The sequence below is a fragment of the Paenibacillus sp. 2TAF8 genome, assembly GCF_052114825.1.
Lineage (GTDB): Bacteria > Bacillota > Bacilli > Paenibacillales > Paenibacillaceae > Paenibacillus.
In genome coordinates this window covers 89241-115293 of sequence record NZ_JBFRFN010000018.1, presented here as the reverse complement: position 1 = coordinate 115293, position 26053 = coordinate 89241, and the positions used below count along the sequence as shown (strand labels likewise).

Sequence of the window (26053 nt, the reverse complement as noted above, 5' to 3'; positions counted from 1 at the left end):
GAATGCATCCGTGTATGTAATCGCTTTAGCACTAACATTTCTCACATAGGGATTTCTTCTCAACTGATCTTGCTCTAGCATTGTAAAGTGTTTTTTTGACATTTGCTTGACCACCGCTCGTTTTTTATTCATTGTACACAAAAAGACCCTACAAGATGACCTTTTTTAAGTGTCCATCTTATAGGGTACATTTTAAAAGCCTTTTATCCTTTTTTTGAACATTTTTTAATTCATTTTTGACGAAAAAAAAATTTCCCGTTATTATTACGACTAGTTCTTTTAATTAATGCAGTTGCGATGGTATCGAATGGGAGCGACTTTTGGATTTGGACGTAGTCCAAACCAAGGGAAGCGAGCAGTCGAAACCGGAGCATATAGGAGGGGCATAATGACGCACTCATTCACAATTCGCAACCAATATATTAATGATGGTTTTCAAGCTGTTCAAGCACAGTCAGGGGACACGGAAGAGATACTCTCATTGCTTGTGGAGACCGCATCTTGGCTGGAAAGTCAAGGTTCTTCCCAATGGAATGCATTGCTTCAAGGGCACGATTCTCATGATACACCTTCTGCAATACAGAGAGGCGATGTTTTTGTTTTCAAAAAAGAGGGAGAGATCGCAGGAATGGTCATTCTCATGCCGAAGCCAAGTCCTTGGGATATCAAGTTATGGGGAGATCAGGCCCATGCGGAAGATGAAGCACTCTATCTGCATCGGCTCGCGATTCGAAGAAAATATGCACGAACTGGTCTGGGGAAATCCATATTACAATGGTCAACCAGCGGCATACAATTTAAAGAAAAATCGCTCGTACGACTTGATTGCGGCGCTGATAATGTAACTTTAAATTCTTTTTATGCAGGAAATGGATTCCGTTATGCAGGCGGGCATGATGGATTCAGCATCTACGAGAAACTGGTTGAGTTGTAGAGGGGTTCCGTAACAAGCTATTGAGAAAATGATAAAAAAGCCGGAAGCTGATAAGCTTATCCGGCTGTATTTGTCTGCACGACTGATTCCGTAGTCGAGAACAAAACTGCAAATATAAGCTTCTGTACGGAAAGAAGACTGAATATGTTGTATATACGAATCAATAATTTGTTGTCAAAACGGTGGATGTTCATGCTTTTCTATGTCATAATAAACATTAATGATATGCAATAAAATGCATGAAAATACATTTTTCGTGCGGAAAACGGAGTTGAAGGCTTAAGAGCCGGTTTACTGAACATATGTTCTAATATATCATAAATGAATATGGAAAAAGAGAAATGAAGTGGAAAGGGGGATAATGACGTTGAAATTACTACAGGCTCTATTCTTTCCTCCGGAGCAGCCCGGAGGTGTATCCTCTATGATTCCTTACATGCAGGAGAGGTTTGCAAGTCCAAGGTGGGAAATGGATCTGTTCTCATTGCCTAAGCGGATTCGTAACAAAGGGCGAGAGGAAGTGCAATTTGAAACATTCGACTGGACCATCTATCAGGATAGTCCTGTAGTGCAAAAGTATATTCAAACGTATCGTGACTATCTATGGTGGACCAGGCTTCGTATTCAGAAGTCCTATGATCTGATTCATGCTCATCATCCTATTGCAGGGCTTGCCATGAAATCTGTGTTTCCCGAGATTCCTCTCATTCAGACGATTCACTCCAGTTACGAAAGAGAGCTTATCCTGAATGGTCGTATTGAGCCGAATGGGTTGGAGCATCAATTCCTACAGGCCATCTATGGAGAACTTGAGCATCGTGCAGAACGTCTGTTAACGGTATCTGAATCATTTCGTCAATATCTAAGCCCGTATGTGAAACATCCAAGCCGCATTGGAATTATACCGAATGGTTTTGATGAGAAACGCTTTAAGCCGATCCCTCATGATAATGCGGTACCGCAATTGGTAACGGTCTGCCGTCTTGTTCCGGCCAAAGGACTGGATATTTTGTTTAAAGCCTGTGCGGAACTGAAGGACAGAGGACATGATTACGTGCTCCACATTATTGGAGATGGGCCGATTCGTCCTGATCTTGAAGAGCTGGCGCAGCGCCTGGGAATCTATAATGAGACGATTTTTTATGGATATACACTGCATCCTGAAGAGTTTATGCCGTTCTTTGATGTGTTTGTACTGCCCTCGCGTGCAGAAGCCTTTGGTTCAGTATTCGCTGAAGCGGCGTTAAGCTGCCTGGCTCTTGTAGGTACAGATGTGGGGGGAATACCTGAACAGATTGAGGATGGAGTGAACGGACTGCTTGTGCCGCCTGAAGATCCATCTGCCTTGGCTGATGCTTTGGAAAAGGTCATGCTGGACCCGGCATATCGCTACGAACTGGCCCGTTCCGCTTGTGAAAAAGCCAAAACCATGTACTCGCTGGGAAGATCGGTGAATGATTTGAAAAAAATGTACTTGCAATTCCAGGCATAAAACTGGGAAAGCGAACGTATGAACAAGCCGCTGTAGTGATACAGCGGCTTTTGTGTATTTAATGCATTTTACAACAGCCAATCCTCCGGATTACTTGCTAATTTTTGCACAGAGTTCATAAACAATGCTGCATGATAACCATCACAAACAGAGTGATGAACTTGTAGAGTTAATGGCAAATAAATGGAGTTATCTTTATGGATGAATCCCCCTGCTGTAATAATGGGCAGAAGGTAGTGACTATTGTTATTTATATTTAAATTAAATCCAGTAAAAGATGTCCATGGGATCATAGAAAGAGAAAATATATTTTCAGGTATAGGTACTTTGGGAAACAACTTGCCTAAACTTGTATACTTTTCGACATCCGAAATATAAGCATGATGAAACGCATTGAAATCATTGTTGACACTGGTCCAAATGGCAGAGAAAGATTCAGTCCCTTGATCAAAAATGGTATAGAGTGGTTCCAACTTATCCCAATAACCTAAATCTCCGTCATGATTGTAACCCGTTCTGAAAGCCCGGTGAGAATGGACCGCACTCGTGACTAAGAAGATAAAAGCAGGATAGAATCTGTAATCTTTTTGCTTAATGAGCTGATATAAGATGCTGACATCGATTTCGCTCGTTAGACTAAAAGACGTATTTTGATTCATATAGTGATGGAAAATCTCTGTTCTGTTCCAATTGTTAAAATTGATTTTATTAAAATTCATTAGATGTGCCTCCTAAATTTTTGTATAAAACAAAATGGATTTAGGAGGCTAACTTGTCTGCTTTTTTCATAAGAACCAGTCCTTCATTAATATTCATTTGATATTGTAACACAACAACCCCACTCAACAGGTTTCAAGACACGCCCTAAAACGAAACGTAATTGAAAGACAAAGGGCAGCCCATTTCAAGCATGTCTAATATGCGTTACCCCTAGTTATGAGGAGTCTATTATATGTTATTCCGACCCCGAAATGTGCCCCAGCGATCGATTAAGAGTTTACCCGCCCAAAAGAGTGCCATACATCCGAAAATGGGATAAAGAACGGAAAGAAGGGAGCTGAAGCCAAATTGGCTGAACGAGTAACACAACATCATGATAATCAGTGTAATTAACCGGGGATGAACATCGACATGTTGTCGAAGCTGCAAAGTCATGCCATAGATGTCGGCCACAAACGTTGTGAATATTTCCATGAAAATGAGTGTGACATATACAGACTGTACAATCCATCCTAGTTGAAAAGCGATACTTCCCATCGGTATTTCAAACTGTATGATGCCTGGCATCTGGGCCGACATTGCAAAATGGGCTGCCATCAGCATAAAACCTACGCCAATCCCGCCTAGAATTCCGCCCCATTTTAATGTATTGCGATGACGAATTTGATTGCCTACAGGGACAAGTACCGCTTGAGCGAGCGCAAGATTAAATGCGGTGTAAAGCAACGGGGAGATCCATACCTGAAAAGGATTGCTATCTGTTGTTAGTGTGACAAAACGAAATACACCTGGATGATGGAGCGTACTGAAAATCATAAGCAGGGACAACAGGAGCATCATGGGCACAACAATACTGTTCATTTGCAGAATAGCTTGCATTCCGCGTCCCAGAAGAAGGTATGTACCAATCAAAGTAATGATCAAACCTGTTTGGTAATGTAAACCCAGATGTTCCATAAAAACAGAGCCTGCTCCCGCGAGCATGACGCTGTTTACTCCGATCAGAACAATAAGAGTGATCCATGTGATCCATTTTCCAGCTTTATGGCCAAACAGATGTTTGTTGAGATCCTCATAGGAACGCGAGCGGGTATCATGAGCGATAAGCATCATTTTGGTTCCGAGCCAGACAAAAAGCATGGTGGACAAAGCGATGGTGATTGTGGCCCACTTGCCATACTGGGTAAAAAATTGCAATATTTCCTGTCCAGTGGCGAAGCCGGCCCCTACCACGGTTCCAATGTATGTGAATGCAATCTGTAGCACCCGGAATACCTGTTTCATGTGTTTCCCCTTTCAGGTCCCGGGATTGTTGGACATGCGGGTACCATAGTACAAGTTATGCTTGACCAATGAAAGTCATGACTGCAGGATCGGCCAACGAGTCTGAATTTTCGGGTTCTATGGCCTTGTGGTTGATTTCGCTTGAACTTGTAGCTGGATATATGATACTTTAAACCTCATAGGATAGGCTTGGGAGGTCAAATCATGGACGTATTAAAACAACGAATTTTACAAGAAGGTGTCGTCATTTCCGATCAGGTATTGAAGTTGGATGGTCTATTGAACCATCAGATTGATCCTGCATTAACGATGGAGATGGGACGAGAATTTGCTGCACGCTTTCGCGAGAGTGGAGTGACGCGGGTGATTACGGTTGAATCTTCAGGGATTCCGGTTGCTTTTGCCGCAGCACATGAACTGGGGGTACCTCTGGTATTTGCCCGCCGCAAAAAAACGCTTCTGGCCGATCCTGATGCCTACTGCGAGCGTGTACCATCCTTTACGAAAGGGATCGTAACGGATATTATGGTATCTCGCGAATTCATTCATGAGAATGACCGCATTTTGTTCATTGATGATATTATTGCGAACGGAGACGCTGCCCGCGGTGTCATCAAAATTATCGAGCGTTCCGGTGCAGAGCTTGTGGGATTTGGTGTGGTGGTCGAGAAGTGCTTCCAGGCTGGTGCCCGCACGATCCGGGAGCAAGGGATTCCAGTTGAGGCGCTTGTCCGTATTCGTTCACTGAATCATGGCACCGTGCAATTCGACGATAATGAAATATGACATTTTGAAGGAAATAGGGCCTAATTTTTGAACTATGACTTTGCATGGACGCCGATTTCCTTTATAATGAGTTTATGTTAGGGAGAGGAGGCAACACCATGGGGAACCAACCGGCAACAGACCAATTTTTCATTGATAAGCTGGCGGAATCGAAAGTTCATTTTGAACGTGCCCTGGATTGTAAACATACGGAATTCGATGACCTTTATCCCTATATGATTGAACATCCTCAATTTTTCTGGTACAAACGCTATGTTGCCTGGTCAGAATTACTGACGATTGTAGGCTTGTGTGAAGAGTTGTCCTTCTCTTGGAAAGAACAATTTACACCGCACCAAGTGGAGTACCTTGAAGAACGTGTGATGTCCGCCAAAGTGCTTGATTTTTGGTTCGAGAAGAACGACAGCAAAGAGCACGCGCAGCGGTAACTCTCAGTCGGGACATTTTTTTCGAATGACATGACAGTCCAATACAGTCACGTGAGACCTAAATGATCTTTCATTTAGGTCTCTTTTTGTAAGTAATTTGAATATAGGAGTATGGACATGATTAGTGATACAGAGTTGGATGCCCTGCGATTGTCAGGGGAAAAGGTAAGAGTGGTTCGCGATGAGCTTGAGTCTAACGATGTAACGGGCATCGTGGTAGCTTGGGATGATGAACAAGTGTTGATCCGCAGGCAGAATCGCCGTGTTGTGAAGCTGGATCGGTCATACCGTTATCAGCTGTTCAGTGAGCCGCGTCAAAGTGCCCTCAGTGAATAAATGACATGAGTGCTTGCTTAACGGCATGCTTTCTTTACTAAAGCGTATTTCTTCAAAACAAAATGTTTGGATTTACCACCTAGGCTTAGCATATTTGCGACACACGCGAGAGAAGATAAATACAGTGAGAGTGGAAAAATTCGCTGTATTTACAGCCGAGAGGGTGTGCTTAAAGCTATGACATTGATGAATGATAAAGTTCATGCTTATAAGGATCAGATTGGTGCATTAAGTGATGTTCTCCCAGACGTGGTGAAATCATATCATGAGTTTACGGGAGAATGCTTCCAGCCTGGTGTGCTTGATGCCAAAACGAAGCAGTTAATTGCATTGGGTATTGGGTTGTTCGCTAATAACGAAGTGTGCACGTTTTACCATGTAGAGGAAGCTCGCTCCAAAGGTGCGACTGATCAGGAAATTATGGAGACCGTGGCTGTCGCTGGAGCAGTAGGAGGCGGACATGCCCTGTCACAGGGAGCCATGCGTGTTCAGAAGGCACTGCATTAGTTTTAATGTCTACATCGAAAAGGAGGTTCCGGAACAAACCGGAGCCTCCTATTTATTGTTACATTTTATATCGAAGTGGAGTGGGACTGACTAGATGTCTGCTTAGAGTTTTCCCAACATCTTGTTATACATAAATTGTCCTGTCACTCGTCTTGCGGTTACATAACGGTCATTAAAATACGGATTGGACAACTTGGTGATGCTGACACCTTTGCTACTGGAAGCATGTGCGAATTGACCTCCGCCTATGTATACTCCTGTGTGTGAGATGCCTTTACCTGTTGTGTTGAAGAAGACCAGATCTCCTGTGCGAATCGTAGCTTTGGAGACGGGTGTCCCTGCTTTCGCTTGTTGTTGCGACGTACGCGGCAATTCAATGCTGTATTTGTTAAAAAGATATCTCATAAACCCGGAACAATCGAAGCCAGCCATAGTTGTGCCGCCCCATTTGTACGGGATGCCTGTCATATTATTAACCACCGTATTAATTGTGCTTGCCTCTGTGCTTGTTGCCCCGGATGTAAATAGTACAGCAGCTCCAAAAATGGAAATGATCAGTTTTTTCAAAATCAATGTTCTCCCTTCGATGCCTACGGAGTTAGCTAAGGGTTCGGTAGAAGGTTCCCTATATTTCCTATGTATAAGAATAATTCACCCAAAATGGTTCCCCCGTTTTCAATCCTGAAACTCGGCAAATGAATAATTAAGTTTTTGTAACTATTTGAAACTATATTGCATAAATGCGTAATTGTCAAACCTGTTTAAAGCACTTCATTTAGCGTCAATGTTAGCGGAATTATCATTTTTCGTCATAATAATGTTTAAAAGAGGGGGTAAAGATTACAAAAAAGTCATTAATGTTTCATCAGAGAGAGACCTGGATATTAAACAAGTTTGTCAAGAGCTAAAAGTGTTATTCCTATATGTTAAAATAAAGAGAAGTTTTGCGTTTTGTTGCATATATTGACAAAAGTTTATTTATTGCATATCATACAATTAATAAATACAAAATTTGTATTTAAATTGTTTTCATTGGAATTTGTTTGGTTGATTAATCAAATTTGTGAATTGGGGAGTGTGTTGTCTTGTGAAAGCAAAAAAATTAGTAACATTTGTACTGGCATGTTCCATGGTATTCTCCGCAGCAGGAATGGCTGTCCTTCCTGTACCAACCGTATCGGCAGCTGATGCTTCCGGTACAACAGCRAGTCTGTCCGATATTTTAAAAAATCAGCGCCCGGATGGAGGCTGGAGAAAAGATTACAGTCAGACGTCAGGTGAATGGGCCAAATCAACGATCGATAACAAAGCTACATACTCAGAAATCAGAAGACTAGCAAGTGAGTTCAAAAAAACAAATGACCCGCGATACTCGGCTGCAGCGATCAAAGGCATCAACTTTTTGCTTAACATGCAGTACTCCAATGGCGGTTGGCCTCAAGTCTATCAAAGCTCCGGCTATCATAAACATATAACCTATAATGATGACGCGATGATTAATGTATTGTACATGCTGGATGAAGTCGCAGGACGTAAGGGGATCTTTTCCTTTATCGACAGTTCTCTCGCAAATCGCAGTAAAAATGCCGTTTCCAAAGGAGTGGATGCCATCCTGAATACCCAGGTAGTATCGGGTGGGAAGTTAACGGCATGGGGACAACAACATGATTCCAGTTCACTGAGACCAGCCGGGGCCAGAATCTATGAAGTGCCTTCATTAACGGCAGGTGAGAGCGTAAACATTGTGAAGTTTCTGAAAACGAGACCGGCTAATTCAAGAATCACTGCATCCATCAAAGGTGCCGAAGCCTGGTTTAACAAAGTGAAAATTACAGGATATCGGTATGAGAGAGCGAATGGGGATAGCCGAATTATTGCTGATTCCAGTGCATCACCGATCTGGGCCCGTTTCTATGAACTCGGTACAGACAAACCGATCTTTGTGGGACGTGATGGCGTTGTGAAATATAAGCTGAGCGATATTGAAAAGGAAAGAAGAGGCGGTTATGCATGGTACGGCAACTGGCCTTCCAAGCTTTAGAAAGTTCTCTTTTTGACTGGATATTCTAATAAGTCCACTGGTGCCTGAAATATAAGTTTAATCTATAGCAGGCCTGATCAGTGCGAATCGGTTACATATCTGATTCGCACTGATTTGTGATGGATAGATATGTGTGTTGACATGTTAAACTGCGCATGGTATATTATTTCTTGTCGCCGATAATAATCGGAGAGACACAATATATGCGGTCGTGGCGGAATTGGCAGACGCGCACGGTTCAGGTCCGTGTGGGCTAACCCCCCGTGGAGGTTCGAGTCCTCTCGACCGCATCGCATAAAAAGGTTCCTCAGATTAATTTCTGAAGGAACCTTTTTTATTTTTCTGAGTAGACTTATAATTTCTTTTCTTGATTAAAAAAGCCCTCAGTTCCTTCCATGCCAACATTGGGCAAGGTTCTGAAAAGAGGGCTTATTGCTTAATTCTTATTGATTCACAGGTTCGGCAGTGGGTTCAACGGTAGGTTCAACAGCAGGTGTAACATCTGTTTCAACGTTAGTCTCCATGTCTGTCAATGGAAGTTCAATCTCAAATTCGGACGCAATGTCCTCTTCAGAGATAAAGTTCGTACCCGATAGATTAGCTACGAAAGTGGTTACACTTCGTGCTGGGAGCTGTGCGGTAAACGCACGGTTAGAGACATTAATTGCAGGTTGACTAGCCAGGTTCCGACTAGCGTCTGTTACCCAAGAAGATACGCTGGAAGCATTGCCGTTCTGCAACACAAATTTTTGGTTAACAGCAGATGTACCGCGGTTAATCGCTACGATAACCACTCGGTTATTGCCTTTGTACGCAGAAACGAAAGTGTTTGTATCCGGGTTTTTGGAAGCATCTACTCTGACATAGCCTGGGCGAATGAATTTAGAGAAATGAGCCATATTGTATCCGCGCTTACTGATCGTACCGTCTTCCTTCATTGGTCCATATGATCTGCGGATATACCACCATACATAGGCTTGAAAGTCGCCCTCCACCATTGCATTGTGCATGTGGTAGGAGATGTCGAGCGCTTCCGGCCAGCGGTCAGCGGAATTGTTGTCACTGTTCGGATAATATACTTCAGTCATCCAAAGCTCTTTGCCAGCGCCCTTCTGTTTGAAAAGAGGATAGGCAAAATTGTTGAACTGTGTTCCATACAAATGTGCTCCCAGAATGTCCATGTTAGCAAGTGCCTGTGAATCATTCAGGATTGGGTCGGATATGTTTTTCAAGTATTGGAAGGATTCTGGAGCCATGACTTTGGCACCTTGAATGCTACCTGCATTTTCTTTCATGAAACGAAGAATCTCTTGCGGTGTCCACCAAGTCCATTCATGAGCGTAATCCGGCTCGTTTTGAACGGAAATGGCATACAGGTTCACGCCGTTATTTTTCATATAAGTTACAAAATCATTCAGATGTTGCGCATAAGCAGCGTATTTGTCATACCGTAATCGTTTTGCATTGGGATCACCGTTTCGATTAAACGTTTCAACCATGCTGCTTGGAGGATTCCAAGGCGATGCAAACACGATAGCTCCCTTTTCAATCGCACGTTTGGCTGTAGCCAATTCACGAGACCAGTTATTCCGATCCGGGTCAACCCAGATTCGGAGCACGGAGAATCCCAGTTGGTTCTGATCATTTCCGAAAGCGGTTTCACGTTGTGCTGCCGTTAAGTCACCAATCCAAGCGGGATGGTTAATGCCGCCGAAGCCACGTATTACTTGTTTCTGTGAGGATAAGTTAATGTTGGCGTCACTCGCTGCGGATACGTTCGTTGGGGTTAACATCAATGGTAGTGCTGTTAAGCAGGCTAACATAATGTTGACTGATTTTTTAAATTTGAGATTCAACTTCAATGTGCTCACTCTCCTCGGTATAATTGACTTGCGTAAGCTTGGACAAGAAATGTAAATTCCTCGGTATAGCTTCGAAAAGGGTGGGGCATCACTTCCTCTCAATGTAGAAATGTGTTTAATGGATAACTTGGCTAAAAATCTTTGTTTTGTAAATTCTACTATATTATTCCTGTTAAAAATACCTGATATATTGCAGTTCTTTGTAATTTTTTATATTTTCATGACATTATTGCTATTTTCATAGCAGAATGACCTTCTTCGGAATTTATGTCAGAGCGGGAAACAACTTAGAAGGAGAAGGGGGGGGGATCATTCAGAGCATGTTGCTCCCGAGGCAGATAGAAGTCAGTTGATTCAAACCAAGTATATTGAGCGTTTAGCTCGGGCATTAAACCGTGAACGAAAGAGAGAAACCTCTGATTTTTGAAAAGCGGATCATTTTACTGAAACGTTAAGGGTTCCATTGTAGGAAAACTTATGGAAATTCAGAATGTAAAGCTTGCTTTGATGCAGGCTTTTTTGTGTTCCAGTTGTCCTAGAATGAATTGGGAAAGGCAGCTTACATATAAGTGCCCATGATATCAAACAATGAGAACAACACGTTAGAGGGGGTTGCAGGGTATGAAGCGAAATAAAAGAAAACAGGGCTGCCTGGGTGCACTGAGATTTCAATTTTGGATCTGCTTGTGTGTCGTAAGTGTAGTCATTGGAACAGGCGGAACTGAAGTTTCTGCCATATCACCGGAGACGACTTCATCAACTGCTTCTCAGCTCAATCGACTGGCCATTATTATTGATGATGTCGGTAATGATATGAAGGGTACGAAGGAGATTTTGGATATGCCTGTGAAGCTGACTGTTGCCGTGATGCCTTTTTTGCAAACAACGAAACAAGATGCAATCGCTGCGCATGAAAAAGGGATGGATGTGATTGTACACATGCCGATGGAACCCAAGAAGGGAAAGCCTGAGTGGCTTGGACCAGGGGCAATCACATCCAATCTGACGGACGAGCAGGTTCGGGAACGGGTGGAAAAGGCTATTGATGATGTGCCCTATGCCATTGGCATGAACAATCATATGGGTTCCAAAATTACTTCCGATAAACGTATCATGTCTATTGTGCTGGATGTATGTCTTGAGCGAGGTCTATTTTTCGTTGACAGCCGTACGAATTTTCGTTCCGTAGTTGGTGAGCTTGCCGTAGCCAAAAATTTGCCGCCCGTGGGCAATGACATTTTTCTGGATGACCAAAATACGAAGGCACACATTCGCAAACAGCTTGATCTGGCTGCGAAGCATGCGGTTGACAAGAAAAGCTGCGTTGTCATTGGACACGTGGGGCATACAGGCATGAACACCTCTGCCGTGATTCGCGATTCAGTCTCCCGCTTGCAAAACCAGGTTCAATTCGTAGGCATCGGAGAGATGGTACGAGATGTATGGCACTGGCAGGCCGCACCTAGGCTACCGACAGATAATAAATAATACCTTCGGCAATCGACTGGGCAATCCGTTTTTGTTCTGCGGGATCATTGATTCTCGCCCGGTCGGCTGCATTGCTCAAAAAACCGGTCTCCACAATCACTGCCGGCTGTTTCACATAGTTCAACATGTAAAACGTCTTGCCCCATACGACGTCACGATGCGTTCCGCATAAGCGGTTCATGGCATCTTGAATCGATTGTGCCAGCAAATAACTACGACCCTCTTTCTGGTGAAGCACTACAGGGCCATGAGTAGCCGAACGCGGGCTCCAGTTGGCATGAATACTGACGACAATATCCGTGCTTACTTCTTCACTAAGGCTTTTGCGCTGTGCGAGATCTCTTATATGACGTGAACGGGTATTCAACCAGCGGTTCTCGTCACTGAGCGCGTAGTCGCCAAGACGGTTAATGATGACCGCGTAACCTTTGCTGCGAAGCAGCAGATAGATCTTTTGACTAATCGCTAAATTGATATCTTTCTCTAAGATACCTGCTTCTGTTGTGCCGCCATCAATACCGCCATGCCCAACATCCAGCAAAATAACGGGTGCTGCAAAAGCATGATGGCTTGAGCGATAAGCATCTCCATCGGTCATCGGCATGATGGATGGCTGATTGGCAACCGGATCATGCCCAATCAGCGCGGAAGCGAAGGAGATACCGGGAAGAGAATAGACACTGATCAGCAGCGCGGTAGAAACGGTCAACAGCAGCTTATACATGGAAACACACTCCTTAACAAAGTTGGTATCCAAGTTAAAAGTGAGACATGATGGATACCTTTGGCATTAGACTGTGCAATTCACATCATTTCATACGTTGATTGCAAAAAAATGTTTAATTCAATCACATCTTGCGCACAATAGAACTAACGTTACTTCACGAATGTGCGGAAGAAAAGGAGGCTGCATCATGGCTAAAAGTGATGAGCTTGTTAAATATATTACACAGCGTGTGGTGCATTATATTGACACCCCGAAGGATGAGCGGAAAGAACGGAGAGCACAGAGCAGAAGGAAAGAGCCATGGTCGATGAAATGGTTTGGCATGATACCGTTCGCAGTATCTCTGTGGGTGGCAAAAAGAAAAAAAGATTCGGAGTGAACGGTTGTTTTACACCTGTAATCCTCTAAAGAGAGTTAACGTAGCTAACGCGAATGACACATAACGGTTGAAAACAAAGATTTAGTTTTTCAATTGTAGTATTTAACAAGGAACATTCGCCGTAACCAACTCAAAGACGCAGTCCTTAAAAAGGAATGCGTCTTTTTGTGATGTGTTTGAGGTTTAAGAAGAGTTGCGAATTGTGAGAACGTAAAAATGTCCGTCATTCAACAGTTTATTTATGGGAACAAACCGTTGTACAGAGTTAAAACCCCCAAGTCCTATGTAAAGAAGGACTTTTGCTGTTTCTTCCATATGCCACATTTGGTACCCGCTTATCGGCAATGGGCCCCCGTAGAATAGATTGCGTTCTCCTGCTGAGAAGATGAGGGAATCGGTATGACCAGTTGTAGGAATGCGCTGAATCTGTTGCTGGACCTGAGAGATTTGCAGCGGTTCTGATGTCAGCCAGATCAGTTGTTGTGAGGGGTCAAAAGCCGGCTGCAAATGTAGTGGACTTGTTATCCACGTTGTGACGGCAGGTATAACCTGTTTCTTTTCCAGTTCCGTCAGGTTGAAAGATTGCGTTTGCTTTTCAAAGTTTGTCTCGATCCGCTCTAAGACAGCATCCGGCAATAAATCTCCATTGGATGCATCGATGTATAAGGCCGCATCATGTATACGTTCCACTTTCCAATATGCCAAAAGGGGGAAAGCATAATGACGTGTGAGCTTCCCGCCTGAGGCTTGTAATGTGCTCAAACTTAAGTCTTGTCGCTCTAGAGCTTGTCCCAGTAACTCGTTATTATACAGGGTTTGTTCACCCTTGCCATACTCGCTAAGGATGAGCTCTCCTTGTGAAGTTACGGAGATAATCATATATCCAATAGGTTTGTCCTGAACGCTAGCCTGCACAAACCAGCCATGGGTACCTGGCCCTAACGGATAATAATCAAACTTGGCAGCGAGCCAATCCGGATCAGACGTGCCCAGTGCATTGGCCTGTTGTTGTGCATATTGCTCTACAGCGGCCGGCGCCAATCTGTTATCGGGTACAGCTGCATGAGTTGTCGGCCAGAACGGGAAAAGGGCGAACCCAATGATCACACATAGGAAGAGATATACAGGCTTCCCATACCTTTCTCGTTCTGTCGTAAAACATTTTTTCAAGATATACACCTTCTTCCTGACTTTAATTGTAGAGGAGAGACGATGCAAAGGTTGCTGCAACCTGTCGGTTCGCCAGTCATGAATAAACACTACTTTTGCCAGCATTTGCAGGAAAAGTAGTGTCTTCGTCTATCTTAAATGAAACATGCCGCTGCTGATGGCGGTGACTTTCACCTTGGGATCATATTGCCAGATCATCTCGGTTCGCCTTGTCTCATATTGCAATTTCATCGCTTCACGATCCATGATTGCTTGTTTGGCTTTTTCTTGTTCGGGTTCATCCTGATCTGGCGCCTCCAAAACGGCTGGTTCGGCAGCCAGTTCTATGTCATCCCGTGTTGGCTGCAATAATAGGCCACGAACCCGATTATGGCCAGATGGAGCTGGGACAGCCTTAACTTCAGCTGACGTCTGGATATTTGAACCCTTTGATGAGGATTTCGATTTAGTACGAACGGTGTCTACTTCGGTCACCTCAGGCATATCTTCACGTAGCACAGCTTCATAGTATGCATCAACCACATCAAGTTCGAGTTGCAGACGTTCCTTGGCTTTTTCCGCCCAGCTATAATCGAGCCTACTTAAATGTTGGGTGAGATGTGATTCGAGTGCAGCCCCTGCATCAGCGAGCGAAATTTTGGGTGCTTGGGCATGCATATTTTCAGCCAGTCTTGGACTGAGGTCACGACGGCTCAACTTACTGCCAAACTTCTCGATAATTTCACCCGAACGTAATGAAATACCAAGGAAGTGTAATTCCTCCCGTTTCAGATCACAGGAAAACTCTACTTTAAAACAAACCCCGAGCCACGGTTCATACACGGCCGGAACTGTGGCTCTTATCTGGCGTTTGGCTGCCTGTTCAAACAAGTTAACAAAGGCACCACCTTCACGAGCTGCCTCAAAAATCTGTTGCAGTCTGCGACTGCCATATACGATATCTTCCCGAAGGATGCGTCCAGGGCCGAGCTGCGGCATCGAAGGTGTAATGCCAAAATAACGTCCAAGAATCGTGTCTTTCGATGCACCAGGATTTGCTTCAGGGGACACTTGAACAGGCTCTGCGGCTTCCAACATTTGCTGATAAGCCTCCGGGTCAAAAACAAATGTAAATGACATTGTCTCTGGCTCCACTCCGACACGCTCCACAAATCCCCAGTAATATGGACGGTTCGTTAATGCCTTGTCAGCTTGAGGTGATAGTTTAACGGTTACATGAGCAGGTGAGCGTTCCATGATCTGACAATCCAGAGCTTCCAGATAGGTCAGGACGTAAGCCTGGATCTCATGCGGTGACATCGTCATGGATCAGTGGCCTCCTTTGTGAAGATCAAGTTTGGTGATTAAAGGCACCTCGTCAGCAACTTCGCGCTGAATCGTGTTTAGCGACTGTCCGAGCGAGTCCATTTTACGGCGAATATCCTCTTCGTCCTGCGATTCCAGCATAATTTTGTATAGACTTTTTTCAATAGATTCCTTTTTCTCGAGCCGTTCCAGAATAACGTCCAGTCCGCCGATGACCATCTCAAACATATTTATTTTCTCATGCAGCAGATTCAGGATATGCTCTTCGATTGTGCCTTTGGTAGACAGGTTGAAAATGTTAACGTCATTCTGTTGCCCGAGTCGGTGCACCCTGCCAATCCTCTGCTCTACCCGCATCGGGTTCCATGGCAGATCAAAGTTGATCATGTGATGACAGAATTGCAGGTTGATGCCCTCACCGCCAGCTTCCGTTGCAATCATTGCCTGTACACGCCCGCGGAAGAGATCCATCATCCAGTCTTTTTTGCCGCGGTTCATCCCGCCCCGATAGGGAACAGCCGTCAGGCCGTTATTGCGAAAATAGTTCAGTAAATATTCCTGAGTTGCCCGGTACTCCGTGAAAATAATGACTTTCTCATTCATATCACGAATCAATTCCATCGTCTTTTCGGCTTTTGTATTTTCTTTGATTGCCTTGATATGTGCGACGAGCTCCCAGATTTTATCCCTCAGCGGAGAATCAAAAGGTAGCTTCTTCGACAGATTCACGAGCGTCACAAACACGGCGTCCCTGCTGCTGCAGACTTCCCGTTGTAACGTGACGAGCGAGAGCATACTGCTAAGATTCCCGCCAGCTTCCTGGTACTGATCTTTGACAAACGAGGTCACTCCGTCATAGAGCGCCTGCTCTTCGGGGGAGAGTTGCAGATCCACATTAGAGACGTTGCGCTTCGTAAATTGCACGGGACCTTCGCCACGCCTGTTGCGGATCATGACTTTGGACAGCTCATCTTTGAGTTGTGCCTGATTTTTGGGAACACGTTTATCCACAACAAAGTTGGCTGCAAAATCGCCTTGACGACCCAGTTGACCAGGCTTCAGCAGGTTGATTAGATTGAAGAGCTCACTCATGTCGTTCTGCACAGGTGTAGCGGTGAGCAACAGACAGTATTTTTTACGCAATTGCAGCATGAATTGATAATTAGTTGTTTTTTTGTTTTTCAGTTTATGTGCTTCGTCAATGATGATCATGTCATAGTCCATACTCAGCAGCATATCCTTGTGCGGATCTCGCTTGGCAGTGTCCATAGAGGCAACAACGACGTCATTTTGCCACGAATAAGCTTTTTTCTGAGCAACTGCAGGAATGCCAAATTTGGAATTGAGTTCACGTACCCATTGCAATACAAGCGAGGCGGGGACAAGAATTAACACTTTCGATACCAGACCGCGAACCATATATTCTTTCAAAATAAGGCCTGCTTCAATCGTTTTGCCCAGACCCACCTCGTCAGCCAGAATGGCTCGGCCGGACATTTCAAATAATACTTTACGTGCCGTATCCATCTGGTGAGGAAGCGGAGTAAGATCCTGTAAGTGTTTCAGACATTGAATTTCGTCAAAGTTTGGAATGAGATTCGTTTCTTCCGCCTGAATACCCAGTTGAAAGAGTCGGTAATCCCCCCAAGGCCCGCCTTTGTCCAAACGAGATTCAAGCTGATCCAGCCAGCTTCGATCAAACTCAAGAGGAACAGGTAACTCAGCTACAGGTTGATTCATATGATGCGGATGTTTCCGGTTCATGATGCTTCCTCTCCGTTCGTGTGTTATTCGTAGGTAATAGTATGGACGAAGGAAGGCAAGTTCATAACCTGCATCAGAGAATCTATGAACTAAATCACATAGAAAATCAATATATAGTGTAATATAGTGATTATAAATCACTACATGTAGTATGTTGGCATAAATTATTCTCAGTGATAGCATTTAATCTAAAATGAACGGTTTATTCGGGGAGGTTGATTGCAGAGATGGCATCCAACAATACAGGAACGAACCAACAAGTGAAGTATCATGAGAACAAACAAAAGCTGGAAGGGCTCAGCGAGAAAATATTTCTGGATCGGTATGCATGGAAGAATGCCGATTCAAATCATGCAAAAGTCGGAGATGTTGTACTTGTATTAACGAAAGATGATCCCAAGTTTCCGGTGAAGGAAGTCGGTGAGATTGTTGAACGGCAAGGACAACAGGTTAAAGTGCGGACACGTAGCGATATCATCATAGAGACCGATGTGGAAAAGTTGACTCTTACAATAGAGAAAACACCGGAAGAAATGTGGGATCGTCTTGCCCGAGCGATGGCATCTGTTGAATCGACACCTGAACAACAGGCTGTTTGGGAGAAAAAGTTCCGCTCGGTGCTGGATGACTGGAAACTGGTTCCCGGTGGACGCATTGCTGCTGGTGCAGGGGCTAGTGATGAATTAACGCTGTTTAACTGTTATGTCATTCCTTCTCCGCAAGACAGCCGGGGCGGCATCATGAAGACGTTGACCGAAATGACCGAAATTATGGCTCGCGGTGGTGGCGTCGGAATCAATCTGTCTTCCCTTCGTCCTCGGCGGGCTGTGGTGAAAGGTGTGAACGGGTCGTCCAGCGGATCGGTATCCTGGGGCGGTTTGTTCAGTTATACGACGGGGCTTATCGAACAAGGCGGCAGCCGACGTGGCGCCCTGATGTTAATGATGAATGATTGGCATCCGGATGTGCTGGATTTTATTACGGTTAAACAAACGATGGGGCAGGTGACGAATGCCAATCTGTCCGTTTGCGTAAGCAATGCGTTTATGGAGGCTGTCAAGCAGGACGGGGATTGGGAGCTTGTTTTTCCCGATACCAGTGACCCGGACTATGATACGCAGTGGGATGGTGATCTTACTAAATGGAAAGAGGCAGGCCGTAACGTTATTCCGTATCGTACCGTCAAAGCACGTGATATATGGCATACGATTATTGAATCCGCTTGGAAATCAGCCGAACCTGGTGTGGTTTTTATGGAGTATTACAACCAGATGTCGAACAGCTGGTATTTTAATCCGATCATCTGTACAAATCCTTGCTTCCATCCTAAAACAAGAATAGCTACCCAATATGGACTTATAACAATTGAAGATCTGTATAGAAGAAAAACAGGAGAGTTTTTTATGGTAGGTACGGATAATCGACTTATCGAAAAGGCCAAAGTTGTTGGCGGTCGTTCATACGAAATACCTGGATTACAGATGAGATCAGCAACAGTATTTCCAACTGGAAAGAAAGAGACCATTAAAATACATCTACAAAATGGAATTGAAATTAGTGTGACTCCTGAGCATCAGTTGTACACTAATTTTGGGTGGAAACAAGCCAAGAACCTAGACTCTGAAGACTATGTTTATATTCAGTCAGCTGAAGGTGGATTTGCAGAAGAAGATCAACTTGGAGAGGAATGGGGATTATTTTTAGGGTGGTTAATTGGTGATGGATGGGTTTCTGCTCGTGGGGAAGTAGGCATGGTTTTTGGAGCTGACGATGAAGAGGTGATACCGCATCTTATAGATGTCGGTGAGAAAATATCAGGAATAAGGGCAAAGATCTATCAAAGAACAAATGGAACAAAACAAGTTTACTGGTGGAGGAAAAACTTAGTTTCACAACTAGCAAGTATTGGAGTAACTTCAGCAAAAGGACCGGAGAAAGTGGTTCCCGAGTTGATATTTACATCCTCGAAAAAAACAGTGAAAGCTTTTTTACAAGCTTTGTTTAGCGCTGATGGTACTGTATATGAAAGAGATGAAATGCATCGAACAGCAAGATTAACTTCTAGCTCTAAAAAGTTGTTACAAGGTGTTCAGTTGCTGTTATTGAATTATGGAATCAATAGTTCAATTTATGCTCGACCTAAATCTTCACAATCTTTATTCAATTACACAACAAAAGGTGGAGAATTTAGGACTTACCAGAGTAAGGGTTTCTACGAGTTGATAATATCAGGTAACAATCTACTTTGCTTCAAAGAAAAAATAGGTTTTAAATATGTTACGAGGAAACAACAGGCTCTAGAGCGAATTGCAAGACCATCAAGAAAGTCAGAAAAGTTTATGTCGAGAGTGAAGAAATTGGAAAAAGGGGAATACGTCACTGTATATGATATAACAGAGCCAGTTACACATTCCTTGATTGCTGGTGGAGTTGTGGCTCATAATTGCGGGGAACAGGGCCTTCCAGGCTGGGGAGTATGTAACTTGTCGGCGATCAATTTGTCCAAATTTTATGATGAAACAAACCACGATGTGGCGTGGGAAGAGCTGGCGGAAACGACGCGCATTTCGGCCAGATTTTTGGATAATGTGATTGACGCGACGCCGTATCATTTTGAAGAAAATCGATTAAATCAGCAGCGTGAACGCCGGGTGGGGCTTGGCACCATGGGACTTGCTGAGCTGATGATCAAACTACGTATCCGCTATGGCAGTCTGGAATCGCTCGATTTTCTCGATAAACTGTATGGATTTATGGCCAAGGAAGCCTATCTCGCTTCAGCGCAGATTGCCGCGGAGAAAGGGGCATTCCCGGCGTTTGAGGCAGAACCTTATTTGCAGAGTGGATTTATGAGACAGATGACGACAACGTACCCGGAGGTTGGGGAGGCGATCCGTGAAAAAGGAATTCGTAACGTGACGCTGATTACTCAGGCGCCTACAGGAAGTACCGGAACGATGGTGGGCACATCGACTGGCATTGAGCCCTATTTTGCTTTTAAGTATTTTCGCCAGAGCCGTCTTGGGTATGATGAACAGTTTGTGCCGATTGCCGAGGAGTGGCTGGAGCAACATCCTGGCGAGTCCTTACCGGATTATTATGTGACGGCGATGGATCTCTCGGCCGAGAATCATATTCGCGTGCAAGCTGCCATTCAGAAGTGGGTGGACAGTTCAATCTCGAAAACGGCAAATTGTCCGGCTGATTTTACGGTACAGGATACAGCAGAGCTATATGAGTTAGCCTTTGATCTGGGTTGTAAAGGGGTGACCATTTACCGGGACGGTAGCAGAGATGTTCAGGTACTTTCTACTTCGAAGAAAGAAAACACCTCAGCTATTGAGGAGCAGAATACGGATAAAGAGGAATTCAACAGCCTGGCAGCTGAGTCCGTTTCGGTAGCAAGCTCGGTGTATGCAAAGCGAGAGTCAAGCTTGCCAGACTTGGGAGAACAGACTACGGGTGTGGTGGATAAACAATATAAACGCCGCCCACAAGTATTGCGCGGAGCAACGTATAAGATGCATACGCCGTTCGGCATGGCTTACATTACGATTAATGATCTGGATGGAACACCGTGTGAGATTTTCCTCAACGTAGGTAAGGCAGGCTCGGACGTGTTTGCGATGGCGGAGGCACTGGGCCGGGTATGCTCTCTATTCCTGCGATATGGTGATCATGGCCATAAGGTGGAGTTGCTTATCAAACATCTGAAAGGCATCGGAGGTTCAGGGGCCATTGGTTTTGGAGCTAATCGTGTGGAATCCATTGCGGATGCTGTCGCGAAAGCGTTGGAAAGCCATGTTCAGATGAATGAGGATATTGGAGTGAAGAATCCGAACAGTACTAACCCTGTGAACAGCAGCAACAATACAAAGGGAGTTCTGCTTAACACGCAGGAAACTACCCCAAACTTGGTCGATGCAGGAGGTGAGGGGCAAAAAGCTTTTATCCAATCCATCGACTTATGCCCTTCATGCGGCTCGGCGTCCTTGATCAATGTGGAAGGATGTAAAACATGCAGTAACTGCGGATACAGCAGGTGTAATTAAGCTATTCCAGAACAATCTGGAATAAATTATTGCTCTAATGAGCCTGAACAGGGATTTCAACCTAAAAAGCGTACAGACGAAGTGCTGATTTACCAGCACTTCGTTTTTGTGTTGCTAGGCTTCTATTGAACTGCCTAGACGTCGATAGGTCTCTTTAGTCAACGGTGTACATTGAATCTAGTTTCATCTGAAATATTTAATCATTAGAAATCCCTTTACTCTTAAATATGTTAAAATAAGGACGTCATGCTTACAAATCTAGACAAATGAGGCATAAGTTCCGTTCAAGTTCATGTTCGTCAACAGGTGCTGGACGAATGAAGGAGGTAGAATCTATCGTGAATAACCATTGGAAAAAGTACTTGTTTTTGTTTGCTGTGATCGTACCGATCTCCGTAATTACCATTTTTTCGCTCCCATATCACCATCGATATATTGCAGTAGTTATATTCCCAGCTCTATTCTGGGTGCTCTACTATTCATGGATTGCATTAGAAAGAAAACGAGATCGTTAGTGAGGGATGGTGAGAAATTGACAATGAAGACACTGTTAACATTAAAAGAAGCTTCCAAGAAATATGGTGAGCGAGAAATTTTAACAGATATTTCGCTTACGATTAATCAAGGAGATTGTATTATTTTAAGAGGAAATAATGGTTCGGGGAAAAGTACGATGCTCCGAATGGTGAGTGGATTAATTCCATTAACGTCGGGTCAAAGGTTGCTTGATCATACGAATCTAGTGATTGGATATACCCCTGATCGAATATCTAAACTAAGGATGACTTCAACGGAGTATTTGACACACATGGGGAGAATATCGGGTATGACTGGGAAAGAACTGAAAGACCGCATCAGGGAGTTGCATGATTTTTTTCGTCTTGAACAAAGTGCTCATTTGAAGATGAGTCATTTTTCGAAAGGCATGTTGCAAAAAACAAATGTAATGCAAGCTATGATCAAGAGGCCAGACCTCCTAGTATTAGATGAGCCTTTCTCAGGATTGGATGAAGAATCAACGGGGCATTTGCTTCATTCTCTGAAGAAAATTAAGGATGAAGGGACATCGATTTTGGCAGCTGTTCATGATCCATTATTAGCAAGTCAATTGGAAAGCAACATATACTGGATTCATCAAGGAAGACTAAGCGAGGAGATTATAAATACGTCTTCTGAACAAAAGGGAGTATATTTTGAACTGGAAGGCAGCCTAGATGTAGAGGTTGTTAATCATCTTCTTGAACGTTTCCCCGATATTACATATAAAAGAAGCAAAAATGGTTATATGGTCATGAATTTTATGTATAAAGATTATAGTAGCTTTTTACCCGAATTCATAAATAACGGCGGAGAGATTGTTAGCTTAACAAGAAAGGAGCTAGGCTCATGATCTCATTACTGTCATATTTACATACCTGTTTCATACGTTCATATCGTTATGGTCCAGCTACTTTTGTATTTTTTATGGGGATCATTTTCGTATATAGTGTCGTTCCTAATCCAGTAATGGCTAGTTATGCATTCTCAACAACCTTTATTTTTATTATTTCTGCTGTCATTTGTTATACGTTGATTGATATGGAAACGACAAATCAGGAATCGGTGACGGTATTGCATAGTGGCAGTTTAATAAAACTTTATCTTGCAAAATTGTTGTATTGCTGGCTTTTTACTATTCCACTAGCTCTGTATGCCGTTTCTTTTCCAGCCATTTTTCAAAAGTTTGATCGAAATCCAAGTGTTGAGGAGTTAGGCATGGCCCTGATCTATCATTTGGTTTCATCTTGGCTGGGAGTCGCATTAGCCTGTTGGTTTAGTTCTAAGTTTATTCGTTCCCGCGTAATGTCCTTTTTGATGTTGAGTGTGCTGATTGTTATTACACTTTCTGTGCAAGGTATAGAAAATGTGTTGCCAGACGGATTTAAATCAATGATCGTGCTGTTGCCTCCTCTAAATAGTACAATAAATGTGTTAGTTAATTATGATGCACAAACGCTACTCAAGAAGCTATTGGTGACCATTGCACCGATCGTATATGGTGCGATTACAACCGTTATATTTCTTTCCATGATTCATAAACGCAAGCTGGATTCAACGCATTGATACTTCCATCCATCCTACCTCTAGAGTCCTAGGAAGGAAGAAGCAATTATGAGCAAAACTTTCAATCCACTCTGAGATAGGTTTATAATGGATAGTGGCTGCTGAGCAAGTCGGCAGCTTTTTTCTATTTGAAAGACTCAGGTAATTATGTCCAGTCGATGAAAAGCACTATATTAAACATTAATTATAGAGTATGATTTTACAGCTGGTTGTGCTGGTAGGAAAGGTTACATCGGCTTAATGAGTTTGTAATTATTCTTGTAAATTATAAATCTGGTTTCAGTCGTATAATGCTAATCGTAATCGTGAACTCACGAAAAAATATAGTTTATATTCACATTTGATACAACTAAATCTATAGGCAATTCGTCTTCTTTATGTTGTAAATGAAAGATGGAAGGTGCAATACGTATGTTAATAACAACCAGAATGACCGAATTTTTCAGGATGCCCCGATCTCGATGGATGTGGACTCGCAGTAACAAGGAGGGGTGCACATGTCACAATCAGTGAAACGAAAGAGGCATATGAATGGATTGGATGGCTTGCGAGCCATCGCGGTACTTGGCGTGATTGCTTATCATTTAAATTTAGATTTTATTCCGGGCGGGTTGCTCGGTGTAGGTATATTTTTTGTTCTGTCAGGCTACTTGATTACAGATATTTTGTTATCCCAGTGGCGGGAACATGGTCGAATTGCATTAGGAGATTTCTGGTTAAGGCGGTTTAGGCGCCTGTTGCCTGGCATGCTAACGATGACGGCGGTTGTGATGCTCTGGCTGTTATGCACAGACTCATCCCGGCTTGCTTCACTCAAAGGGGATATCTTATCCGGTGTTACGTACATAAGTAATTGGTGGTATATCTTTCACCATGTTTCGTATTTTGAAAGTTTCGGGCCCCCATCCCCTTTTGGACATTTCTGGTCACTGGCTGTCGAGGAACAGTTCTATCTGATCTGGCCTCTTCTGTTAATCGCAGCGATTATGTTGTTCAAAAGAAAAGGATGGCTCGTCGTGTTCATCATTGTTGCAGCTGAACTGTCAGCTGGCGCAATGGCCATCATATATAACCCGGATTTGGATCCAAGCCGTGTATATTATGGAACAGATACCCGTGCATTTGCATTGCTTGCGGGAGCAGCGCTAGCTGTAGTCTGGCCGAGTCGCAAGTTGTCCGCAACACTGCCTGGGGTGAACAAGCTTGTATTGGATGCAGTGGGAGTTGCTGCCCTAGCGGTGTTGATCTATATGATGCTGAATACCAGTGAATACGATTCGTTCCTGTATCGGGGCGGGATGGTACTGCAAGCGATTGCCGCGACAATACTGGTGGCCGTCCTCGCGCATCCTTCGTCTTTCTTGGCACGCCTCATTGGGGCAAAACCATTGCGCTGGATTGGTGAACGTTCGTATGGAATGTATCTGTGGCATTATCCCATCATTGTTCTGACCAGTCCTGCTGTAGATACTGGCGGTGCACATCCTGTGCGTATGCTGCTACAGGTAGCGGCAACAGTTGTGTTTGCGTCCATGTCACTAAAATATATTGAAAACCCGATCCGGTATAATGGATTTCGCGAATCCTTGTCTAAATTGTGGGGAAAAGGGCGCATATCCCTCGTTCCCCGGCATGTGTGGTGGAAACGGACAGGTCTTCTAATGACGTTGCTGTTATTATGTTATACCGTGTCACAGATGGTGCTGCCCGCAGCGGCCAATTCAGATTCTCATTCGGTATCTATGTCTACCGTGTTTAATGGAGAGAAGTCTGCTGAAGAAAAGGGGCAGGATGTTGTACCGACTACAACAAAACCTTCGGATTCCGGGAAAAAGAATCAAGCATCTCAGTCAGGGCCTGAATCAGGGTCTGATGCGAAAACGAATGGAAATAACAAGGCTGGAGCTGGATCTGCAGAAGGGTCGAAACTAACTAAACCTGGAGACTCTTCCAATGAAGACGGGGATCAGGACAAGACGTCCGAGAATCAACCTGATTCCAATTCGTCTACTTCTGGCAACGAAGAAACAGATCCGTCGGCTTCAAAACCAGATGATGGCACAAAGGATGCAACCGATTCAGGTGAAGAAAACACACCTCCAGCACCCGTCGTAAAGAACGGAAAAATCCAATACACGGTTATTGGAGACTCGGTTATTTTGGATGCCAAGCCATATCTCGAGCAGAGTATATCCGGTGTGTATGTCGATGGCCATGTTGGTCGTCAGATGTGGCAAGCTGGGGATGTGCTGAAGGATCTGAAGCATAACAAGCAAATGGGCAGCCAGGTGGTGCTAGAGCTTGGAACTAATGGTGCATTTAACTCCAAAAATTTAAAAGCTGTGCTGGATGGCTTGAAGGATAAAACCCGGGTATACCTTGTCACAGTACGTGTGCCGCGTCCTTGGGAACGAACGGTCAATAAGGCTCTGACGGATGCAGCCTCCAGTTACAGTAATGTTTCTCTGATTGACTGGAATCAGGCGAGTGAAGGTCATGACGAATATTTCGAAAAAGACGGAGTGCATCTGACCACAGAAGGTTCTGAAGCTTTTGCAGCTCTGGTGAAAAGCAGCCTTCGATAACACGTTGATAGACGGAAGGAATCTAATTCGAACTTATCTTGTATTTTAACTTTTAGTGTAACGTTATGCGTGTATCCAATAGAGTATTAT

Annotated in this window: 20 protein-coding genes, 1 tRNA gene, 1 pseudogene and 1 riboswitch; of the genes and pseudogenes, 14 read left to right on the top strand and 8 right to left on the bottom strand. The window is 43.9% G+C overall.

Features of this window, described 5'->3' with window-relative positions; genetic code table 11:
• The first annotated feature begins 388 nt into the window (after positions 1-388).
• Both AB4Z30_RS22740 and AB4Z30_RS22735 read left to right on the top strand, forming a co-directional pair.
• Complete coding sequence (locus AB4Z30_RS22740) at positions 389-934, top strand: GNAT family N-acetyltransferase (protein ID WP_441929733.1); 546 nt, start codon at positions 389-391, stop codon at positions 932-934.
• Between the two features lie 367 nt (positions 935-1301).
• Positions 1302-2426: a glycosyltransferase family 4 protein gene (locus tag AB4Z30_RS22735; RefSeq protein ID WP_441929732.1), complete on the top strand. Its 1125-nt coding sequence runs from the start codon at positions 1302-1304 to the stop codon at positions 2424-2426.
• 68 nt (positions 2427-2494) lie between these two features.
• Here the strand turns inward: AB4Z30_RS22735 and catA are convergent, their stop codons facing one another.
• Both catA and AB4Z30_RS22725 read right to left on the bottom strand, forming a co-directional pair.
• Positions 2495-3145 carry a type A chloramphenicol O-acetyltransferase gene (catA, locus tag AB4Z30_RS22730; protein ID WP_441929731.1) on the bottom strand — a complete coding sequence of 217 codons (651 nt, stop codon included), beginning with the start codon at positions 3143-3145 and terminating at the stop codon, positions 2495-2497.
• 229 nt (positions 3146-3374) lie between these two features.
• Positions 3375-4430, bottom strand: a complete 1056-nt coding sequence (locus tag AB4Z30_RS22725) for a YkvI family membrane protein (RefSeq protein WP_441929730.1) — start codon at positions 4428-4430, stop codon at positions 3375-3377.
• A 204-nt stretch (positions 4431-4634) separates the two neighbouring features.
• Here AB4Z30_RS22725 and AB4Z30_RS22720 point away from each other — a divergent pair, with 204 nt between their 5' ends.
• The 4 genes from AB4Z30_RS22720 (at position 4635) to AB4Z30_RS22705 (ending at position 6487) form a co-directional block, all read left to right on the top strand.
• Positions 4635-5216 carry a xanthine phosphoribosyltransferase gene (locus tag AB4Z30_RS22720; RefSeq protein ID WP_441929729.1) on the top strand — a complete coding sequence of 194 codons (582 nt, stop codon included), beginning with the start codon at positions 4635-4637 and terminating at the stop codon, positions 5214-5216.
• Between the two features lie 98 nt (positions 5217-5314).
• Positions 5315-5644, top strand: a complete 330-nt coding sequence (locus tag AB4Z30_RS22715; protein WP_110893402.1) for a hypothetical protein — start codon at positions 5315-5317, stop codon at positions 5642-5644.
• A 117-nt stretch (positions 5645-5761) separates the two neighbouring features.
• Positions 5762-5980, top strand: a complete 219-nt coding sequence (locus AB4Z30_RS22710; RefSeq protein WP_441929728.1) for a hypothetical protein — start codon at positions 5762-5764, stop codon at positions 5978-5980.
• Positions 5981-6157: 177 nt separating this feature from the next.
• A complete protein-coding gene (locus AB4Z30_RS22705) occupies positions 6158-6487 on the top strand; it encodes a carboxymuconolactone decarboxylase family protein (protein WP_090924755.1) in 330 nt (109 codons plus the stop codon).
• Between the two features lie 102 nt (positions 6488-6589).
• Here the strand turns inward: AB4Z30_RS22705 and AB4Z30_RS22700 are convergent, their stop codons facing one another.
• Entirely contained in the window at positions 6590-7054 is a 465-nt protein-coding gene (locus AB4Z30_RS22700) for a C40 family peptidase (RefSeq protein ID WP_441929727.1), read from the bottom strand.
• A 5-nt stretch (positions 7055-7059) separates the two neighbouring features.
• Positions 7060-7191: riboswitch (cyclic di-AMP (ydaO/yuaA leader) on the bottom strand.
• Between the two features lie 383 nt (positions 7192-7574).
• Between AB4Z30_RS22700 and pelA the strand changes: the two genes are divergently transcribed.
• Both pelA and AB4Z30_RS22690 read left to right on the top strand, forming a co-directional pair.
• Entirely contained in the window at positions 7575-8528 is a 954-nt protein-coding gene (gene pelA / locus AB4Z30_RS22695; protein WP_441929726.1) for a pectate lyase, read from the top strand.
• Between the two features lie 205 nt (positions 8529-8733).
• A tRNA-Leu gene (locus AB4Z30_RS22690) sits at positions 8734-8818 on the top strand.
• 306 nt (positions 8819-9124) lie between these two features.
• Here AB4Z30_RS22690 and AB4Z30_RS22685 read toward each other — a convergent pair.
• A pseudogene (locus AB4Z30_RS22685) lies at positions 9125-10351 on the bottom strand (carbohydrate-binding protein); the annotation flags it as partial.
• Between the two features lie 660 nt (positions 10352-11011).
• Here AB4Z30_RS22685 and AB4Z30_RS22680 point away from each other — a divergent pair.
• On the top strand, positions 11012-11878 hold the full coding sequence (locus AB4Z30_RS22680) for a divergent polysaccharide deacetylase family protein (protein WP_441929725.1): 867 nt from the start codon (positions 11012-11014) through the stop codon (positions 11876-11878).
• Here AB4Z30_RS22680 and AB4Z30_RS22675 read toward each other — a convergent pair.
• Entirely contained in the window at positions 11853-12602 is a 750-nt protein-coding gene (locus tag AB4Z30_RS22675; RefSeq protein WP_441929724.1) for an N-acetylmuramoyl-L-alanine amidase family protein, read from the bottom strand. The two genes, AB4Z30_RS22680 and AB4Z30_RS22675, sit on opposite strands and share 26 nt — an antisense overlap.
• A 190-nt stretch (positions 12603-12792) precedes the next feature.
• On the opposite strand from AB4Z30_RS22675, the gene AB4Z30_RS22670 reads away from it, so the two are divergent.
• Entirely contained in the window at positions 12793-12984 is a 192-nt protein-coding gene (locus tag AB4Z30_RS22670; protein ID WP_441929723.1) for a YqzE family protein, read from the top strand.
• 183 nt (positions 12985-13167) lie between these two features.
• Here the strand turns inward: AB4Z30_RS22670 and AB4Z30_RS22665 are convergent, their stop codons facing one another.
• The 3 genes from AB4Z30_RS22665 to AB4Z30_RS22655 form a co-directional block, all read right to left on the bottom strand.
• Positions 13168-14154, bottom strand: a complete 987-nt coding sequence (locus AB4Z30_RS22665) for a hypothetical protein (protein WP_441929722.1) — start codon at positions 14152-14154, stop codon at positions 13168-13170.
• Positions 14155-14283: 129 nt separating this feature from the next.
• Positions 14284-15459: a YqhG family protein gene (locus AB4Z30_RS22660; RefSeq protein ID WP_441929721.1), complete on the bottom strand. Its 1176-nt coding sequence runs from the start codon at positions 15457-15459 to the stop codon at positions 14284-14286.
• A gap of 3 nt (positions 15460-15462) precedes the next feature.
• Entirely contained in the window at positions 15463-17223 is a 1761-nt protein-coding gene (locus AB4Z30_RS22655; protein WP_441929720.1) for a DEAD/DEAH box helicase, read from the bottom strand.
• A gap of 227 nt (positions 17224-17450) precedes the next feature.
• On the opposite strand from AB4Z30_RS22655, the gene AB4Z30_RS22650 reads away from it, so the two are divergent.
• From AB4Z30_RS22650 to AB4Z30_RS22635, 4 genes are all read left to right on the top strand, one after another.
• A complete protein-coding gene (locus tag AB4Z30_RS22650; RefSeq protein ID WP_441929719.1) occupies positions 17451-21275 on the top strand; it encodes an LAGLIDADG family homing endonuclease in 3825 nt (1274 codons plus the stop codon).
• Between the two features lie 538 nt (positions 21276-21813).
• Positions 21814-22665: an ATP-binding cassette domain-containing protein gene (locus AB4Z30_RS22645; RefSeq protein ID WP_441929718.1), complete on the top strand. Its 852-nt coding sequence runs from the start codon at positions 21814-21816 to the stop codon at positions 22663-22665.
• Entirely contained in the window at positions 22662-23378 is a 717-nt protein-coding gene (locus AB4Z30_RS22640; protein WP_441929717.1) for a hypothetical protein, read from the top strand. The genes AB4Z30_RS22645 and AB4Z30_RS22640 overlap by 4 nt, the downstream gene beginning before the upstream one ends.
• 497 nt (positions 23379-23875) lie before the next feature.
• Positions 23876-25963, top strand: coding sequence for an acyltransferase family protein (locus AB4Z30_RS22635; protein WP_441929716.1), 2088 nt, complete (start codon positions 23876-23878; stop codon positions 25961-25963).
• Positions 25964-26053: the final 90 nt, after the last annotated feature.